The sequence below is a fragment of the Vibrio sp. B172a genome, from assembly GCF_030248355.1.
Classification (GTDB): domain Bacteria; phylum Pseudomonadota; class Gammaproteobacteria; order Enterobacterales; family Vibrionaceae; genus Vibrio; species Vibrio owensii.
This window is the reverse complement of sequence record NZ_JAHGAC010000001.1, coordinates 329,701-347,464: the sequence shown is the minus strand read 5'-3', so window position 1 is coordinate 347,464 and position 17,764 is coordinate 329,701. Positions and strand designations below refer to the sequence as shown.

Here is a 17,764-nt window from a genome sequence, read left to right as displayed (position 1 = left end):
CGTTACGTACTCAGTAATGACGATTTGTTTCGTCCTGATTCTTTTCGCCGTGTTGTACTTTAAAGAGCGGCAACGGATCTTTAGTGTCGCCTTAGAAAACTCCATCCAATTATCCAACCTTCATTCAGACGTCATCAGTCAAGAACTGCAACGACATGTGGCGTCATTGCAAACCATCAGTGGTCATCAACGTGTGCAAGAAGGGGATATAGACTTTATTGTCGAAGAGCTTAAATGGCTCAAAAGCATGTCTAAGAAGTCCGTGATTAATACGCTTTTCGTCGATGAACATTGGAATCTCATTGATCACAAAGGCAGAACCATCAAAATTGAGTGGCCTGAATTTGTAGAAGACGCTCGATGGAAAAGCGCGGATTATCACATCACGGCACCGCACATCGGCTTACTGGTCAAAACGCCCGTTGTGGCCCTTGGTGTGCCCGTGTATGACGAAGCGGATAACTGGAAAGGGATTGTCGGTGTGTCTATCTCCGTAGACTACCTCGCGCAGCGTTTGTCGAAAGTAAAGTTAGGTAACAGCAGTTATGCTTGGATCTCTGATAGCAGCGGAACGGTGGTCTCTCACCCCGACAGTTCTCTGATTTTGCACGCCAATATATTTGAAGGTGAGCGAGTTGGTTTTGAAGGCTTTGCAGACATTGCAGTGCAAACCAATTGGGAAAATGTCGGACACGGCCACTACTACGACAGAAAGGTGAATGAAGCCAAGATCGTGACCTTTGCTAAAATCGACACCTTGCCTAATTGGACGCTCTTCGTGACTACGGAAGAGTCCGATATTTTCCTCGATATCAATGAGCTACTAGAAGATGTTGCGATTACTTCATCGGTGGTGATTGTTGTCTTTATGCCTATCGTGTTTTACCTCACCAATTCCATCACAAGACCGATTTTGGAGCTGACGTACGACGTTGAAAACGCAGTGAACAACCATTACACCACGTTTTCTGGCTACGATTCGAAAGATGAAATCGGCCAGCTTTCCAATGCATTTAGAAACACCTTTGATGAAATCCATCAGCACAATAGAAAGTTAGAGGAAGTGGTCGCGCTCAGAACGCAAGAGCTCAACACAGCGAACCAAGAGTTGGCGTACTCGGTCAATTTGCTCAATGCAAACAACCACAAGCTTACGTGGTTGGCGATGCATGATCCGCTCACTAACTTATTTAACCGCCGTGCACTGATCACCAAAGTCAACGAGCAGCTTCAGAAAGCAAGAGCGCACAGTTGGCCTGTCTCATTGATTTTGCTCGATCTCGACCATTTCAAAGAGGTCAACGACACCTTTGGGCATGATGTTGGGGATGATGTGTTGAAGCATATTGCTGACTTTCTCGCTCAAGGCCCTTTGGAAGAGGGAATGTTGGCGCGCTGGGGCGGGGAGGAGTTTGTCATCGTCGCTTCAAAGGTATCTTTAGAGAAGGCAAAGCAATGGGCGCAAAGTCGTTTAGAGGCGCTTGAGGATGAGGATTTCAGCCCCGTTTCGAAAGTAACGTTCAGTGCGGGTATTGCCACATTAGAGTTGGAAGACAGTTTTGATGATCTGGTCGCAAGAGCGGATAAGGCGCTCTATGTTGCGAAAAATGCGGGAAGAAACTGTGTTAAAACCGAGCGAGACACATCATGAGGTACGTGGTGAATTACGTATAGCAAACAACAAAATAAGGGCTAGCGAACTAGCCCTTATTGGTTTGTATTTATAATCAGTGATTCGCTAAGTAATCAGCGACTTGAGCACGGTATTTGGCTTTAAGTGCTTCGCTGATAAAGCTCGCATTAATCGCATTGATCGTAAACTGAGCCAACTCTGGCTTCGTCATTGGGTGCGCATTGCTGACAGCTATAAAGTTATCTGTCATGTAACCACCAAAGTACGCCGGATCATCCGAGTTAATGGTTACCGCGACACCTTTACGTAGCAAATCGACAATGTTGTGCTGCTCCATTTCGTCAAACACGCAAAGCTTGATGTTCGATAACGGGCATACCGTGAGTGGCATTTTACTTTCGATAAGCGCTTCGACCAACGATGCATCTTCAACGCAGCGAACACCATGGTCAACGCGGCTAACGCCCAGCATCTCGACAGAATCGATGATGTTTTGTGCCGGACCTTCCTCTCCTGCGTGTGCCACGGTGAGCAAACCGGCTTCTTTTGCTTGTTGGAACGCACGTTTGAACTTCTCTGGCGGATGTCCAAGCTCTGAAGAATCCAAACCAACACCGACGATTTTGTCTTTGTGCTTAACAATGGACTGCAGTGTTTCAATCGCGCTCTCTTCCGATAGGTGACGCAAGAAGCACGCAATGATTTGAGAGGTGATACCTAACTTCTCGTTACCATCTTGCATTGCTCGGTGAATACCATTGATAACAGTCTCAAACTCAATGCCACGGTCGGTGTGGGTTTGTGGGTCAAAGAAGATTTCAGTATGGATAACGTTGTCGGCTTTGCAGCGCTCTAGGTATGCCCAAGTCAAATCATAGAAGTCTTGTTCCGTGCGAAGTGCGTTAGCACCTTGATAATAGATATCTAGGAAAGACTGCAAATCTTCGAACTCGTACGCCTTGCGCAGTGCTTGTGGTGATTCGTATGGAATGTCGATGTTGTTGCGCTGTGCAAGCTCAAACAACAGTTCTGGCTCTAGCGAACCTTCGATATGTAAGTGTAACTCTACCTTTGGAAGACCTTGAATAAATGCGTTCATATTCCACCTCTTCTTATGCTTTTACGTGGATGCAATTACTCTAAGAATAGGTATAGATTGAGAAAAATCGAACGCCATTACAAAGAGTAAGATCCACAGTGATCTCGACTCTTCGTAATCAGCACTTTGCGGGAGCTGGTAGAGACCCCCAAACCATATCATTGGGGTTATACGAAGCAAACGGTTGCGATTATACGCAAAAATTGGGGCTTGGCTAGAGCTAGTGAGTAAATTGTAACTCTTTGGGATAAGGGATAAGGGAGCGATTTCATCGCATGATGGTTTCGTTGTCAGCACACACCTAGCTGAGTCGAATATTCAGTGGCTAATACTGAATCACATCATGCGAGAAACATTGGGAGTCATATCGATTTTATTGTGCGTTGCTCATTGTGAACTGAGAGAAGGGGTGGCGATACCTTGCACATCGATACTTTAAATTGAGAAGAGAAAAGGAAATGAAAGGGAATGTATTTATAGCTCGAACATTTTATCAAATTCTCTTTGCTCCATGATGTCCTCAATTCGGCGGCGAGTTTGTTGTTTTAACGCAGCAGCGTTTTGTTCGGACTCTTTCTTTTCTTGCTCAATTTGCTTCTTGCTTTTATTTGCCATGTTTTTCACCTTGGGAATTTCTTCCTAAATTTCCACATTAATTATTAATGCACGAAACTGATTTATTTAATAATAAAACTTCCTAGCTTTGAACCTGAGTCACACAGAATGTCACCGGAGTAGGTTTTCTCACAGTATTTAAAATCAATGAGATAGCAAGCGGATTGGAGTTTTGGCAATATATGGCGCCTTAAAATATCACTGTTAAGTTGATGAATTTTGGCGTTCCAAGAGATGTCGGGTTGTTTTAAACGGAATTCAATCTCTATCATTTATTCTCCTGTTTCTTTGTGATCTTTTCTTTATTCGATAATTGATACCAGTGTCTTTGACGACCTGTTCTTCTAGACATGATTTTTCCTAATTTTAGTAATTTACATACCAACGATGGTAACAGTGATCTGACGACAGATACCTTATTCCAACGATGGATACAGTGGTGCAGCCCATTTATTTTAGGCAGCAGAAAACCGAGCAATATTTGATTGCTGAGTATTAAGTGTGAGGAATTTTTTGAAGGAGGAGAGAGTTTGGTGCAGCGAGGAAATGCTGCACCAAGAAAAGCTATCTTATAGAGGAGTAACTTCAGTCGCTTGAGGACCTTTTTTACCATCTTCTACGTTGAAGCTTACTTTCTGACCTTCAGCCAAAGTTTTGAAACCGTCAGCAACGATAGCGTTGAAGTGTACGAATACATCTTGGCCGCCGTTGTCTTGAGTTAGGAAACCAAAACCTTTAGTTTCGTTGAACCATTTTACTGAACCAGTTACTTTACCAGACATAAAAACCTCTGAAATTAAACAATAATATACGAATTGTGGTGGATCTTTTTTAAGCTATTGAATGTGCAATCAAGAGGAAGTTTTACGCAGGAGTCTGAACCGAAGATTCAGGATGTTACTGAGAGGGAACTTAAACTAAATGTAGCATTAACAGCTCTTTTCTAGAGCCAGCCGCCACTATACAGGGTGTTTAAAAAATAGCTACATTTATTTTTCATTTTTTTCGTTCGAAAAAGTTGATGAAGTAGAACAATTTTTCCCCCTCATAAACTCAGTACTTGCTCTCTAGAATCAACTCATATCCTAAAGGGAGGCAAGATTATGAGTACAGTGAGAGAGATTCGTCAGATTATCCCATCACATGCAACTGCTGATGGTGACGGCGTGAAAATTCGCCGTGTCGCAGGCTTTAACAATGCGAGCTTTTCACCATTCTTGATGGTAGATGAACTGAAATCAGACCAAAGAGCTGATTACGTAGGCGGGTTCCCTCCGCATCCACACCGAGGCATTGAAACGCTGACTTACATGTTAACGGGACACTTCCAACATCGTGACCACATGGATAATGTCGGTGAACTTCGCTCCGGCGGTGCGCAATGGATGGCAGCTGGGCGAGGCGTCATTCATAGTGAAATGCCAATAATGGAAGGCGGTGAGCTGCACGGTTTCCAAATTTGGATTAATCAACCAGCGCGAGACAAGATGGCTCCGGCGCAATATCACGACTTCCAACCGGAAACCATTACCGAACATCGCGCAGAGGCGTATGGCTTAGTTCGCGTTATTTCTGGTGAGCTGAACATTGATGGTGAAGTGATTCATGGGCCATTGAGTAAAACTGGTGTACCTGTGACGGTCGCTGATTGGCAAGCGCACCAAGGCGCGTCGTTAAACCTGATGACACCTAACGATCACAATATGATGGTCTATGCTTATAAAGGCAGCATTGCTATTGGAGAGCGCGTTGTCATGCAGGGAGAAATGGCATTGCTTTCTAAAGGTGAGTTGGTGACGCTTCAATCAAATGATACCAGTGGCGTACTGCTCTTTATCGGTGAACCAATTGATGAACCTGTCGTGCATTACGGTCCGTTTGTCATGAATAGCATCGAAGAGATTGAACAAGCGATTCAAGATTACAACTCTGGATTGTTTGAAACGTATTAGTTTGACCGACAGTCGTGCGCACTGAATTAGCACGATTGGTGACCCCTAAGTGATTTGGAGTCCGTGCATTGGGCTCATACGCAAGCAAAGACGATATCCACTGCCATCGAATTTGCATCAGCCACACTAACATGGTGTGGCTTTTTTTATTCTGCTGCGTTTTGAAAGTGGTGTTTAGCTCTGTTCCCAACGCGTTATGGCATGCTTGCCAAACTCCAAGCCCAATTCATAAGCTTTGCGCAATGGTTCTGGCGAGCGACTCAAGCGTTTTAACTTAAAGCCTTCTGGCGGACAGATTTGAATGATCTCAACGCCAGCGGGTGGATTCTCTATCAATTCCAAGCTCTGGTTATAGCGAATATGACGCGTGAGCATTGGCTCCACCAAAGCAGGGTGATCTTTCAACAGGCGTGCAGTGAGCTTTTCAAGTTTAGGTTTGGATTTGCGATAACTGGCTGGCCGACTTCTTAACACCATGATTCTGGTCGCGCCACGTTTAATGGCTTCGGCGACGGGAATCGCATCCGCTACGCCGCCATCAACATATCTCACACCATCTAAAGCGACACCGTTTCGGTACATGATGGGCAGGGCGCTACTGGCTTTCATGGTTTCTGCCAACATTTGAATGGATGGCGTGAGGTATTCTGGTTGCCCGTTGTCTTGTCTAGTGACCCCTAAAAAGAAAGGTCGGGGATCTGCAGAAAGCACATCTCTATCTATATCGAGTTCTTTAAGGGTGATATCCCACATCCAATCCAAGTCCATCATGTCACCGCCACGCAGCAGTTGAGTGGGAGAAATGAACTCTTTACGTAAGCTGTAATCGAGATAGATTTTGAGGTTCCTTCCCGGCATTTTTGCAAGGTATGCGGCTAAGTTGCTCGCGCCTGCCGAAACGCCCCAAAAACTGTCAAACGGGGAGAAGTCTTGCTTAATAAAATGATCGAGTATGCCGCAGGAAAATACCCCGCGCATGGCACCGCCTTCAACAACCAGTGCCCGAGAGCCAACGTGTTCCATTCTAGCCATCCGTTTTGATTATTCTGATTTGGGATACGAGCTAATTAGAGTAACGGATCTAATGCGCATTCCCAAGTCGCGTTCACTTTGGTCTCACCTTGATGAATCTATTTTTTATGTTATAACATAACAATAATCAAAATTATTAAAAGGTAGCGTGTGTCTTGTGTGAGGTGAGAGTGAGCAATATTGACGCCATTATTGAGCATGTTGAGAAGAGTTTTAAGGCTCAGGGAAAGCAATTAACTTCTAAGAGAAAACTGGTGTTGAAAGCCTTGGTCCATGCCGATAAGGCGTTATCAGCTTATGAGTTAGTGGATTATTGCAAAGCCCATTTTGAGCAGAATATTCAGGCTATGTCCGTTTATCGAATCTTGGATTTTCTTGAAGGAGAGCATCTGGCTCACAAGCTTAAAGTGTCCAATAAATACATCGTATGCTCCCATATTCTCTGCGAACACGAGCACGGTATCCCTCAATTTCTTATCTGTTCCAAGTGCAACAAGATCAGCGAACAAGCCATCGATCCCAAATTGATTAACGGTCTTAAATCTCATGCAAAACAAGAGGGGTTTACCGTCGTTAGCCCTCAATTAGAAATCAATTGTGTATGTGATGACTGCGCTGACACCAAATAGCCGTGCTTTTTATTGAGTTTGGCTCACACCATGACGTCGTCGTCGCCTTTTCCTCAAATACATCCCAACCATTAGCATCATAAGCAAGGAGATTCTGAACCGCTATGTCTGCAACGCTCATTAAAAACGCCCGTGTAGTAAATGAAGGAACCATCACCGAAACCGATTTGCGAATTGTCGATCAACGAATCGAAACTATCGCAACTGACATAGCAGCAAGGGAAAGTGATGTCGTTGTCGATGCAAAAGGTTGCTATTTGATCCCTGGAATGATCGATGACCAAGTACATTTCCGCGAACCAGGGCTGACTCACAAAGGCTCTATTGCAACCGAATCACGCGCAGCCGTCGCTGGTGGCATCACGAGCTTCATGGAAATGCCAAACGTAAGCCCGGCCACCACAACGATTGAAGCGTTGGAACGCAAATTTGCTATCGCGGAACAAAGCTCTCTGGCTAACTACTCTTTCTACCTTGGCGCAACAGAAGACAACCTTGAGCAAATCAAATTACTCGATCCAAAGAAGCACTGTGGTGTGAAAGTCTTTATGGGCGCATCTACCGGAGATTTGTTGGTGGAAGACGAGCAAGCATTGGATGAGATTTTCCGTGATTCGCCAGTATTGATCGTAACGCACTGTGAAAGTGGCTCTGTCATTGCTCAGAACAAAGAACGTCTGTTGAAAGAGAAGTCGGAATTCACCATTGAAGACCACCCTGTACTTCGTGATGATGAAGCTTGTTATGCCTCTTCTTCTTATGCCGTTGAGTTAGCGAAGAAGCACAACAGCCAACTGCACGTACTGCATATCACAACAGCAAAAGAATTGGCTTTGTTTGAAGCGGGCCCGATTCAAGGTAAGAGCATCACCGCAGAAGCGTGTGTTCACCATCTTTGGTTTAGCAATGAAGACTATGCAGATCGTGGTAACCAAATTAAATGCAACCCAGCGGTGAAGTACCCAAGCGATCGTGACGCGCTACTAAAGGCATTAAGCACAGGTCAGATTGATATTATTGCGACGGACCATGCCCCGCACACTTGGGAAGAAAAGCAAGTATCTTACGACCAAGCACCTGCTGGCTTACCTTTGGTGCAGCACGCACTATTGACGCTGTTTGATCAAGTGAGCCGTGGGCACATGACGATGGAGCAAGTGGTAGAGAAAACGGCTCATAACCCAGCGATTCGTTATGGTGTTCAAGAGCGCGGTTTTATTCGTGAAGGCTACTTTGCTGATTTGGTTCTTGTTGATACAGCAGCACCAACGCCAGTGACGAACGAGAACAGCCTGTACCATTGTGGTTGGTCGCCGTTTGCTGGTCATCAGTTCTCGGCTGAAATTAAGAATACATGGGTCAATGGCGGCTTAGTGTATGCCAACCAACAAGTGAATGAGCAGGCTGCACACGCCATGCGATTGGTATTCGATCGCTAGGATTCACGTTTTTCAGAAACTTAGATTATTTGAAAGCTCAGTTTATTTTCGAAAGCTTACATTTATCCGCTTTCTTTGGGCTTTATTTGTAGAAGTATAGTTGTCGTAGCTTGAGTGTCTCTAAGGCACCGAATAAAGAGAAATCAATATGTTAAGAAGAAATCCTACTGGTCACATGCCGGAAGTATCGGAAACGGCGTTCATTGATCCAACGGCGATCATCTGTGGCAAAGTAATCATAGAAGATAACGTTTTTATTGGTCCTTACGCGGTGATTCGTGCCGATGAAGTGAACGAGCAAGGCGACATGGAAGCCATCGTGATCAAGCGCGATACCAACATTCAAGATGGCGTCGTTATCCACTCAAAAGCAGGTGCAGCTGTGACCATTGGAGAGCGTTCTTCGATTGCGCACCGTTCTATTATTCATGGCCCATGTGAAGTCAGTGATGACGTGTTTATCGGTTTTAACTCCGTGGTGTTTAATGCTGTGATTGGTACAGGTTGTGTGATTCGTCATAACTGTGTGGTGGATGGACTAGACTTGCCAGAGAACTTCCATGTTCCGCCGATGACCAATATCGGCGCCGATTTTGATTTAAACAGCATCTCGAAAGTGCCGCCAGAATACTCGGCGTTTTCGGAGTCTGTGGTTTCAGCAAACCACGAACTGGTTCAAGGCTACAGGAGAATTGCCAATGAGCTCTGATAATCAGCCCATACTTGGGGTTCCAACTAACATTATTACCGGGTTTTTGGGCGTAGGTAAAACCTCTGCGATTTTGAACCTGATGGCGAGTAAGCCAGAGAACGAACGCTGGGCTGTTTTGGTGAATGAGTTTGGCGAAATCGGTGTTGATGGCAGCTTGGTTCAAGGGCAGCAAAGCGAAGAGCAGCAAGTCTTTATTCGTGAAGTACCCGGCGGGTGTATGTGCTGTGCGGCGGGATTACCCATGCAAATCGCACTGAATCAACTGCTGAATGAAGCGAAGCCCGACCGCTTGTTGATTGAGCCGACTGGTCTTGGGCACCCAAAAGAGGTGTTACAGGTTTTATCGACGGATCATTATCGACAAGTGTTGTCGCTACAAAAGAACATCACTTTAGTTGATGCTCGTAAGCTGGCAGACCTTCGTTACACCGAGCACGATACATTCAATCAGCAAATCGCCATTGCCGATACAGTGGTGGGTAACAAGCTCGATCTCTATCAACAGGGTGATACCCAGAAGCTAGAAGCTTACGTGGCGGAAGTTGGTCGTCCAAATACAAAAGTGATTTTCGCGGAACATGGTGTGATTCCTTTTCATGAATTCGAAGGCGAAACCACCATTCATGAGCATCCGCCACACCATCACCACCATCATGCGAGTGACAAGCCGTTGGCTTCAGACATGCCAATGCCTGAAAGTGGCATTATTAAAGCGACCAATGAAGGAGAAGGCTTCCAAAGTGTCGGTTGGCGCTTCTCGCCGGAGAAAGTGTTTGACCGTCGGAAGCTAATTCCTTTGTTGGTAGAGCTAGAAGTCGAGCGCATGAAAGCCGTGTTTATTACGAGCGATGGCATTTATGGCTACAACTTAACGCCAGATGGACTAACCGAAGTGGAGTTGGATGATTGTGCCGAAAGCCGCATCGAATTGATTGCAGACAGCATTGACGATCAATTTGAAGCCAAACTGCTTTCGTGTGAATTGGCGTGATCTATAGGCTCAGGCATTTTCCATATGAGTGTCTGAGTCTTCTTCTATTCTTCTAATAGCTTCCTGTTTTCTCCCTGTCGTTTGTGCTTTTCCGGTTCAGTCCGATCCGTTACTCTTCTTGAAAACATTGAAACATGAGCACTGATATGATCGACAAGCTACCCGGCATTCTTACTTTTCTGCGTGAGGCGGAGCAGCTCAAAAGCACCTTACGTACCGCTTGGACATCATCTGGTCGCCATGAGAGCACGGCTGAGCATACATGGCGATTGTGTTTGCTTGCCATGCTGGTGGGAGAACATTACCCGCATTTAGACATGCTAAAAGTGCTCAAGCTTTGCATTGTGCATGACTTAGCAGAAGCCGTGAGTGGCGACATTTCAGCGTTGGAGCAACACGATGGGTTGAATAAAAGCGCGCTAGAACTGGCGGATTTGAAGCAGCTTATCGCTCCACTAGACGCATCTCTGCAACAGGAGTTGTTGGGCCTTTGGTTGGAATATGACAGTGCCACCACCGAAGAAGCTCGACTCACCAAAGCGTTGGATAAGTTAGAAACCATTTTGCAGCACACGCAAGGTGATAACCCTGCTGATTTCAATTACGCGTTTAATCTGGAATATGGCAAAAAGCACACCGATTTTGATGAGCTGACCAAAGCGCTTCGAGCGATCATCGATGAAGATACCCGCCGATTAGCTGATCGTTAGTCCCGACTCTCTACTCAAGAACATCACTTTCTTTAAAAGCACTTAGGCTTCTCTAGCGAGCTTAAGTGCTTTATTACATTTGCGTTTTCTGCGCTCAGCAAGATCCTTTTTCTCTCTCTTCTTTGATCAAATTGCTTTCCTAGGTTGACATTGTTTGATGGTCAAACTAAATTAAAATCAAATAATTTGATAATCAAACTAAAATTGGAAGGTAAGTGTCGCAATGGCTGTATCGCAACATTCACATGATTTCGTTTCTCATAACCAAAAGGGTGAAAAACGCACGCTCTACGTATTGATTCTAACCGTGACCACTATGGTGGTGGAGATTGCTGCCGGAACCATGTTTGGCTCAATGGCATTGCTCGCAGATGGCTGGCATATGGGCACACACGCAGCGGCATTTTGTATTACTCTTTTTGCTTACCGCTACGCGAAACAAAACGCGCACAATGACCGCTTCTCATTTGGTACGGGCAAAGTCAGTGTACTTGGCGGTTTTACCAGCGCGATTGCGTTGGGGATTGTGGCACTGATGATGATGGTCGAGTCGATTCATCGTCTCTTTAATCCAGAGAGTATCCAATTTAACGAAGCGATCATGGTGGCGGTAATTGGTCTAGTGGTTAACCTTGCAAGCATGCTACTTCTGCAAGATCACCATCATCATGGGCATGACCATCACGATCACTACTCTCACGAACATGAGCACGAACATCATCACGACCACAACTTAACCGCTGCGTATTTCCATGTGCTGGCAGATACATTGACGTCTTTGCTGGCGATTGTGGCGCTGATTGTCGGTAAGCTTTACGGTTGGGTTTGGTTAGATGCCATGATGGGGATTGTCGGTGCCGTTGTGATTGGTAAATGGACTTTGGGCTTAATGAAGCAAACGGCGCCTGTATTACTGGACGAGAGCATCAATAAGTCTTACCGAGATGAGATTACAGAGACACTCACGCCTTATGCCGAGATCGTTGATTTACACATCTGGAAAGTGAGTGGTCACCATTACTCTGCGGCAATCGCACTCAAAAATCATAGCGACAAAACGCTGGATGAATTTAAGCAATTATTGAGTAAATTTGATAAGATTCATCACCTGACTTTGGAAGTTCAAACGACTGACTGATGCGCGAATTAGAAAAGCTGAATCAAACGCTTACCGAGTTCTATGACAAAATGTCTTCTTGGGAGCAATCTGTAGTAAAAGAAACGGGTTATTCACTGGCTCAAACTCACACCATCGAAGTGTTGGGTGGGCACGGTGCAATGCGTATGAAAGAGTTGGCCGAGAAACTCGGTATCACGACGGGTACGCTGACGGTTCAAATTGAGAAACTGGTGAAAGCAGAGCTTATTGAGCGTTGCCCGCACCCAGAAGATCGTCGCGCAATTGTTGTGAAGCTCACACCAGCGGGTGAAGAGATTCACCGTCATCACAATCAACTGCATTTAGATTTGGTTCAAGATTTAACGCGTAATATCGACCCCGAGCATCAAGCGATTTTGTTCGCCTGCTTAGAGAAGATGAATCGAGAATTTTGATTGGTTTTTTAAACCCTAAATAGCAAAAAAGTAGAGCACCGAAATGCTCTACTTTTTTATTATAAGCTCGATAGAATTTGCTCTATTGGCAATTGTGTGAACGCGTAAGTGACGCCAACACAGAATGCAGCGCCAGTAATGCCCATGGCGACTGTCGTTGCGAGTAGCAGAAGGGTAATCTTAGGCATTAGAGATTAAACTCCTTCTTAAAGGTTGGGTAAATGACACCATTAGCCTCTTGGTACGCTTTAAAGCCATACCCAAACGTTAGTGCTGCCATCACAATGGCAAATGCCGCAATGTTTCTTCCTTTCATCCTTAAACTCTCAACTGTTTGTATTGAACAAAGGTATAAACACCCTGCCAATAGTTTATCTATTGCTTGTTAAATTCGGTTATTCAATTACTGGGTAAAACACACGAACAGTACCCATGCTGTTGTTAGCACAAGTAGTGGTGTGAACACCTTCTGAATTGAAGCACCATCGGTTAGGTCATAAATCACGATCGATTCTTTATAGAACGCGCGTTTGAATGAACCAAAGCTGATTTCATTTTTAACGTCAGATTGCTCGTAGTGCTTGCGAGCTGAGTCTGTCATTTGAGACTCTAGATCTTGCATCTCGTATTCTTTGTTAAAAAACGCATCCCACGCCGAAATACGTGCAATAGCTTTTGGCGAACGATTGCCTTTCAGTTTTTCTAGACGCTTAGCGTATGCAGCTTGATATTTATCCACGATGAATTCCTACATGAATAGACTGTAATGCAGAACACAGCTTTAAATGCTCTGCGCAGTGGTTGTAAAAATTAGAAAATGGGAATCAAAAGGAAATTTTTACATCAGTAGGAAAGTTGCAGATGAGGAAGTACGGCATTTGATTGTTAAAGAGCGTAAGGAATGTCATCCCTTGTGCTGCGGATAATATGGGCTGCTTTTGGATGCGACAAACAAAAATAATTAGTGAAAACAACAAGCAATCTTTGTTGCGAGATTGTCCATTCTGGGCATGGTAGGCTGCCTGAACTGGAGAAATGCTAAGTGTAGCAAGGGCTTAAGCGGTGTTTCTCGATGAGAGATTTTTAAGCACTTATGATAAATAAACTTCACAACTGCTAATTATAAATACATCAGAAAGCGATATTCTTTTTCTCGTTGGAGTGCTTAATAAAGATTGAGAGTTTGATTTTCTCATGCAATCCGCCGCAGTCTTTACTCCTTCTTTTCACTCAATCCGAATATATTTCCCCCCTCCATGGTGATATTTGGATTGAGTGTCTTTTTTTCTCAATGAGGGGTGAAATAAGGAATAAGTAGCATAAAAATATGGAACAGCAGCAATTTAGTGCAATAAAGCAAAAACTGAATTCTTTGACGTTATCGCAATTGAATGAGGTTTATCAGTTGGTTCAGAATGCAACCAAACAGGAAGTGCCAGTGCGTTTGAGTGAAGAAGAACGCCAATTCATCCATCGACTGTTCGCCGAAGAGAGAACCGCGTCCTCCTATTCTTAGGGTATCCATTTACCCGAGTATCTAACCCTTTCGAAGGCTGCACTTTTACCAAACAGCCCTGATAAAAGCCGTTACTGCCTTTTGGCTTTGACGATTAGGTTAGCCAATTGTGCAAACCCAAAGCCGCCATTTTCCTCGGTCAAAAAGCTAGGTTGGTGATTCAGTTTCTCCAATAAAGGGCGAATGTTGTTTACGCCAAAGGTTGTTGGTAGCCATTCAAACATGCCTTCATCATTCAATGAATCTCCCACATAAGTGATGCGCTCCAAACTCGGTAGTTCGCCATTATTGAACTGCCTAATGTACGCTTCACCGCTAGTACGCTTACTGTGATTACCTACCCAAGCATTGATGTGAATCGAACTCAATGTGGCGTTAACGGGGTGAGACTCCACATTCAAATTCACGATGCGATTAAGAAGCTCCATTGTCGTGGAAGGGGGAACTGGCGTTCTATCTTGCGCGATGTTCACCGCAACGTCACAGTAGCGAAAACTCTGATCTTGGCTGAACTCGACATCAGGATACTCTGCCAAAATGCCCGCAATGCTTTCTTGTAATGCGCGTTGTTCTTTGCGCATCGCTTCGGCTGGGCGAGCGAAGGTGGTATTGAACCCTGTCGCGTCTTTTCTCATCCAAAACGCGCCATTTTCACCAATCACACCATGCAGTGACCACATCTTTGCCATTTGGTCACACCAACCAGCACATGCGCCTGTTACTGCGACCACTTTTACGCCCACACGCTCTAACTCTGCTAGCGCAATTAATGTCTCTGGTGGCAGTTTGCCTTGCCAAGTCAACGTGTCGTCCACGTCGGTCAGCAGCCATTCGATCTGTTTCAGGCTCTCCACATTGAGCTCTGATAACGTGTTAGGCATTCACCACTCCTTGCTTGTTTACTTTAGGATTGATTGCTTGGGTATTGTCACTGACGTCTTGCAGTGGCACCGCTGGAGCCAGTGTACACTCGATGCGCTTTTCTGTGTTGGCATCAAATAGATGAACATGCTTTGGTTTGATATCCAGACCAAGCTTGTCGCCAATTTGAATAGGCGTATGCCCCTCAACACGAACAACCAGCTTTTGTGAATCATCGCCTTCTGTGCGGCAGTAAAGCAGCAAGTCAGCACCGAGCGATTCAATCAATTCGACTTCTACCTGCAACCATGGGTCATCTTGGCTGATTTGTAAATGCTCTGGGCGAAGCCCCAGTTTTACTTCACCTAGATCTAAGTTTGTTGTGGATGTAGGAAGCAGTGCGTCACCAATAGTAATGCCGTCAGCGCTAACATTGCCATCTAAGATGTTCATGGATGGTGAGCCAATAAAGGTCGCGACGAACAGAGAAGCAGGGTTGTCGTATATCTCTAGCGGCGTACCAACTTGTTCGACGTTGCCTTTGTTCAGCACAACAAGTTTGTCTGCCAGCGTCATTGCTTCCACTTGGTCGTGGGTAACGTAAACCGACGTGGTACCAAGGCGACGTTGCAGCTTCTTTATTTCCAAACGCATTTGAACACGCAGCTTGGCGTCTAGGTTAGACAGAGGCTCATCGAACAGAAACACCTTTGGTTCACGTACAATTGCACGCCCCATCGCGACACGCTGACGTTGCCCGCCAGAGAGCTGCCCCGGTTTGCGGTCGAGTAGGTGATCCAGCTCCAGCATCTTTGCTGCTTCGTGAACCAATCGCTCGATTTCCGCTTTCGGTGTTTTGCGGTTGCGCAGCCCATAAGCCATGTTGTTGTACACCGTCATGTGCGGGTACAAGGCGTAGTTCTGGAAAACCATGGCAATGTCGCGCTCGCCAGGTTCGAGGTCGTTGACGATTGTGGTGTCGATCTTGAGCTCGCCAGAGCTGATTTCTTCTAGACCCGCAATCATGCGAAGTAGGGTGGATTTACCACAGCCACTTGGGCCAACCAACACGACCATTTCACCGTCGCAGATATCAAGATTGAGTTTTTGGATCGCCTGATAGCCGTTCGGATAACATTTAGCGATATTAGAAAGAGTTAACGTGGACATTTATTTCTCCGAATCTACCAGACCTTTAACAAAGGCTTTTTGCATTGCAATTACCACAATCACGGGTGGCAACATGGCGATAATGGTGGTGGCCATAATTTTGTTCCATTCCACAACACCATCAACCACTCCAAGCATCTGTTTAATGCCCATCACGATGGTGTAGTACTGCACATCAGTGGTGATCAGCAGTGGCCATAGATATTGGTTCCAGCCGTAGATGAAAGTGATGACGAACAGTGCAGCGATGTTGGTACGCGACAGGGGCAACAAGATATCGAAGAAGAACTTGATTGGTCCTGCGCCATCAATTCGTGCTGCTTCCACCAACTCATTCGGCACCGTTAAGAAGAACTGACGGAATAAGAAAGTGGCAGTCGCACTGGCAATCAGCGGAATGGTTAAGCCGTAAAATGAGTTGAGCATGTTGAGGTTCGTAATCACCTCAAACGTCGGCATGATGCGAACTTCAACGGGTAACATCAGCGTGAAGAAGATCATCCAGAACGCCAGCATTCGTCCCGGAAAACGGAAGAACACCACTGCATAGGCAGACATGATGGAAATGCTCAACTTACCGATGGTAATGCACATCGCCATGATGAAAGAGTTCAGCAGCATGCTGCCAATCGGCAAAGTATTGTTGTTGTACTGAGTGTCGTTACTCAACAAGTCAGTAAATACACTAAAACCCAAATCTCCAAACCAAAGTGGAGTGCCAGTAGCGAATGCACTGTTCTCATGGGTCGTTGCTACGATTGCAATCCAAACCGGAAGCGCAATCGAAATGATGCCAAGAATCAAAATGACATGGCAAAACAGATTAAAAAACGGTCTTCTTTCTACCATCAGTACGCCACCTTCTTCTCAACATACTTAAATTGAATCACAGTCAGGGAAGCAACCAAGATCATCAGGATCACGGACTGTGCGGCCGATGAACCTAAATCCAGCCCGATAAAGCCATCGTTGTAGACTTTGTAAACCAAGGTCGATGTACTGTTGCTCGGGCCGCCTTGTGTCATCGCGTGGATGATGGCGAACGTATCAAAGAACGCATAAACAAAGTTCACGACCAACAAGAAAAAGCTGGTTGGTGAAATCAGCGGGAAGCTAATGGTGATAAAGCGTTTGATCGGACCGCTACCATCAATGGCCGCGGCTTCGTGCAAAGACTTCGGCACGGATTGAAGTGCTGCTAAGAAGAACAGGAAGTTGTAGCTGATTTGCTTCCAAGTCGAAGTGATGATCACCATCCACATTGCATGAGTGCCATTGAGCGTTGGGTTCCAGTCTATGCCAAACAAGTTCAACAGTTCGGTCATCACACCGATGGTTGGATCGAATAAAAATAGCCATAACGAACCTGCGACAACCGGAGCGACCGCATAAGGCCAAATCAAGAAGGTGCGATACATGGTCGCGCCACGGATGATTTGTTCGGCGAAAGCGGAAAGAACAAGTGCGCTGACCAACGCGAGCACCGCAACGCTGATGCTAAATTGCAGCGTGGTCATTAATGAATCTAGGTAAAGGGGATCATGGATGAGCTTTTCAAAGTTCTCCAAACCCACAAACTCACGGCTCATGCCGAAAGCATCTTCAAGTTGAGAAGATTGGAAAATGGCTTGTCCTGCCGGCCAGATGAAGAACACCAAGGTGATCACCAACTGAGGTGCAATCAGCGCAACCGGAAGCCATTTGTGTTTAAAAACAACAGGTGAGGACATACAAATACCAAAGTAAAACAGGCAAGGTGTGTGAACGAATTCCCCACCCAAGATGGGCGGGGAGAGTGCGTATCTGAGCGGTTATTTGAATAAGACTCAGCACATCATTGTTCGTTATTAA

The 17,764-nt window shown here is 45.4% G+C and carries 22 protein-coding genes and 1 riboswitch; of the genes, 10 read left to right on the top strand and 12 right to left on the bottom strand.

The features are described 5' to 3' along the window. The first annotated feature begins 16 nt into the window (after positions 1-16). The gene (locus KIT90_RS01460) at positions 17-1,651 is read left to right on the top strand and encodes a diguanylate cyclase (protein WP_285374633.1); all 1,635 of its coding nucleotides are present in this window, start codon (positions 17-19) and stop codon (positions 1,649-1,651) included. A gap of 76 nt (positions 1,652-1,727) precedes the next feature. Here KIT90_RS01460 and KIT90_RS01455 read toward each other — a convergent pair whose 3' ends face one another. The 4 genes from KIT90_RS01455 to KIT90_RS01440 form a co-directional block, all read right to left on the bottom strand. Beyond that, positions 1,728-2,732 (bottom strand): adenosine deaminase, encoded by a 1,005-nt coding sequence (locus KIT90_RS01455; RefSeq protein WP_285374631.1) that lies wholly within the window; start codon positions 2,730-2,732, stop codon positions 1,728-1,730. 95 nt (positions 2,733-2,827) lie between these two features. Beyond that, positions 2,828-2,927, bottom strand: a riboswitch (purine riboswitch). Positions 2,928-3,206: 279 nt separating this feature from the next. Further along, entirely contained in the window at positions 3,207-3,347 is a 141-nt protein-coding gene (locus tag KIT90_RS01450; RefSeq protein WP_285374628.1) for an adenosine deaminase, read from the bottom strand. Positions 3,348-3,409: 62 nt separating this feature from the next. Continuing rightward, positions 3,410-3,619, bottom strand: coding sequence for a hypothetical protein (locus KIT90_RS01445; protein WP_005452681.1), 210 nt, complete (start codon positions 3,617-3,619; stop codon positions 3,410-3,412). Between the two features lie 297 nt (positions 3,620-3,916). Next, on the bottom strand, positions 3,917-4,129 hold the full coding sequence (locus KIT90_RS01440; RefSeq protein WP_005439099.1) for a cold-shock protein: 213 nt from the start codon (positions 4,127-4,129) through the stop codon (positions 3,917-3,919). A 321-nt stretch (positions 4,130-4,450) separates the two neighbouring features. Between KIT90_RS01440 and KIT90_RS01435 the strand changes: the two genes are divergently transcribed. Continuing rightward, a complete protein-coding gene (locus KIT90_RS01435) occupies positions 4,451-5,299 on the top strand; it encodes a pirin family protein (protein ID WP_285374625.1) in 849 nt (282 codons plus the stop codon). A 174-nt stretch (positions 5,300-5,473) separates the two neighbouring features. On the opposite strand, the gene KIT90_RS01430 is transcribed toward KIT90_RS01435, so the two are convergent. Then, entirely contained in the window at positions 5,474-6,322 is an 849-nt protein-coding gene (locus KIT90_RS01430; RefSeq protein WP_009706261.1) for a patatin family protein, read from the bottom strand. A gap of 179 nt (positions 6,323-6,501) precedes the next feature. Here KIT90_RS01430 and KIT90_RS01425 point away from each other — a divergent pair, with 179 nt between their 5' ends. From KIT90_RS01425 to KIT90_RS01395, 7 genes are all read left to right on the top strand, one after another. After that, entirely contained in the window at positions 6,502-6,960 is a 459-nt protein-coding gene (locus tag KIT90_RS01425; RefSeq protein WP_264407893.1) for a Fur family transcriptional regulator, read from the top strand. Positions 6,961-7,064: 104 nt separating this feature from the next. Beyond that, the gene (locus tag KIT90_RS01420) at positions 7,065-8,399 is read left to right on the top strand and encodes a dihydroorotase (RefSeq protein WP_285374618.1); all 1,335 of its coding nucleotides are present in this window, start codon (positions 7,065-7,067) and stop codon (positions 8,397-8,399) included. A gap of 148 nt (positions 8,400-8,547) precedes the next feature. Then, positions 8,548-9,108, top strand: a complete 561-nt coding sequence (locus KIT90_RS01415; RefSeq protein ID WP_005531901.1) for a carbonate dehydratase — start codon at positions 8,548-8,550, stop codon at positions 9,106-9,108. Then, a complete protein-coding gene (locus KIT90_RS01410; RefSeq protein ID WP_285374616.1) occupies positions 9,098-10,102 on the top strand; it encodes a GTP-binding protein in 1,005 nt (334 codons plus the stop codon). The genes KIT90_RS01415 and KIT90_RS01410 overlap by 11 nt, the downstream gene beginning before the upstream one ends. 146 nt (positions 10,103-10,248) lie before the next feature. Then, the gene (locus KIT90_RS01405; RefSeq protein WP_306309986.1) at positions 10,249-10,812 is read left to right on the top strand and encodes an HD domain-containing protein; all 564 of its coding nucleotides are present in this window, start codon (positions 10,249-10,251) and stop codon (positions 10,810-10,812) included. Positions 10,813-11,035: 223 nt separating this feature from the next. Further along, positions 11,036-11,950 (top strand): CDF family Co(II)/Ni(II) efflux transporter DmeF, encoded by a 915-nt coding sequence (gene dmeF / locus KIT90_RS01400; RefSeq protein WP_285374611.1) that lies wholly within the window; start codon positions 11,036-11,038, stop codon positions 11,948-11,950. Further along, positions 11,950-12,366, top strand: a complete 417-nt coding sequence (locus KIT90_RS01395; protein ID WP_005439069.1) for a MarR family winged helix-turn-helix transcriptional regulator — start codon at positions 11,950-11,952, stop codon at positions 12,364-12,366. The genes dmeF and KIT90_RS01395 overlap by 1 nt, the downstream gene beginning before the upstream one ends. Before the next feature lie 59 nt (positions 12,367-12,425). On the opposite strand, the gene KIT90_RS01390 is transcribed toward KIT90_RS01395, so the two are convergent. From KIT90_RS01390 to KIT90_RS01380, 3 genes are all read right to left on the bottom strand, one after another. Continuing rightward, positions 12,426-12,554, bottom strand: coding sequence for a hypothetical protein (locus KIT90_RS01390; RefSeq protein WP_009706253.1), 129 nt, complete (start codon positions 12,552-12,554; stop codon positions 12,426-12,428). After that, positions 12,554-12,682, bottom strand: a complete 129-nt coding sequence (locus KIT90_RS01385; protein ID WP_009706252.1) for a hypothetical protein — start codon at positions 12,680-12,682, stop codon at positions 12,554-12,556. The genes KIT90_RS01390 and KIT90_RS01385 overlap by 1 nt, the downstream gene beginning before the upstream one ends. Positions 12,683-12,769: 87 nt before the next feature. Next, positions 12,770-13,105, bottom strand: coding sequence for a hypothetical protein (locus KIT90_RS01380; protein ID WP_005439068.1), 336 nt, complete (start codon positions 13,103-13,105; stop codon positions 12,770-12,772). 588 nt (positions 13,106-13,693) lie between these two features. Here KIT90_RS01380 and KIT90_RS01375 point away from each other — a divergent pair. Beyond that, complete coding sequence (locus KIT90_RS01375) at positions 13,694-13,882, top strand: hypothetical protein (RefSeq protein ID WP_045414561.1); 189 nt, start codon at positions 13,694-13,696, stop codon at positions 13,880-13,882. A gap of 71 nt (positions 13,883-13,953) precedes the next feature. On the opposite strand, the gene KIT90_RS01370 is transcribed toward KIT90_RS01375, so the two are convergent. The 4 genes from KIT90_RS01370 to ugpA are packed head-to-tail and all read right to left on the bottom strand — an operon-like array spanning position 13,954 to position 17,643. Continuing rightward, positions 13,954-14,763, bottom strand: coding sequence for an HAD-IIB family hydrolase (locus KIT90_RS01370; protein WP_285374608.1), 810 nt, complete (start codon positions 14,761-14,763; stop codon positions 13,954-13,956). Then, a complete protein-coding gene (locus KIT90_RS01365) occupies positions 14,756-15,913 on the bottom strand; it encodes a sn-glycerol-3-phosphate import ATP-binding protein UgpC (RefSeq protein ID WP_285374605.1) in 1,158 nt (385 codons plus the stop codon). Before KIT90_RS01365 ends, KIT90_RS01370 begins: the two co-directional genes overlap by 8 nt. Continuing rightward, positions 15,914-16,762 (bottom strand): sn-glycerol-3-phosphate ABC transporter permease UgpE, encoded by an 849-nt coding sequence (gene ugpE / locus KIT90_RS01360; RefSeq protein ID WP_005439065.1) that lies wholly within the window; start codon positions 16,760-16,762, stop codon positions 15,914-15,916. Then, positions 16,762-17,643 (bottom strand): sn-glycerol-3-phosphate ABC transporter permease UgpA, encoded by an 882-nt coding sequence (gene ugpA, locus KIT90_RS01355; RefSeq protein ID WP_199436106.1) that lies wholly within the window; start codon positions 17,641-17,643, stop codon positions 16,762-16,764. The genes ugpE and ugpA overlap by 1 nt, the downstream gene beginning before the upstream one ends. Positions 17,644-17,764 lie beyond the last annotated feature (121 nt).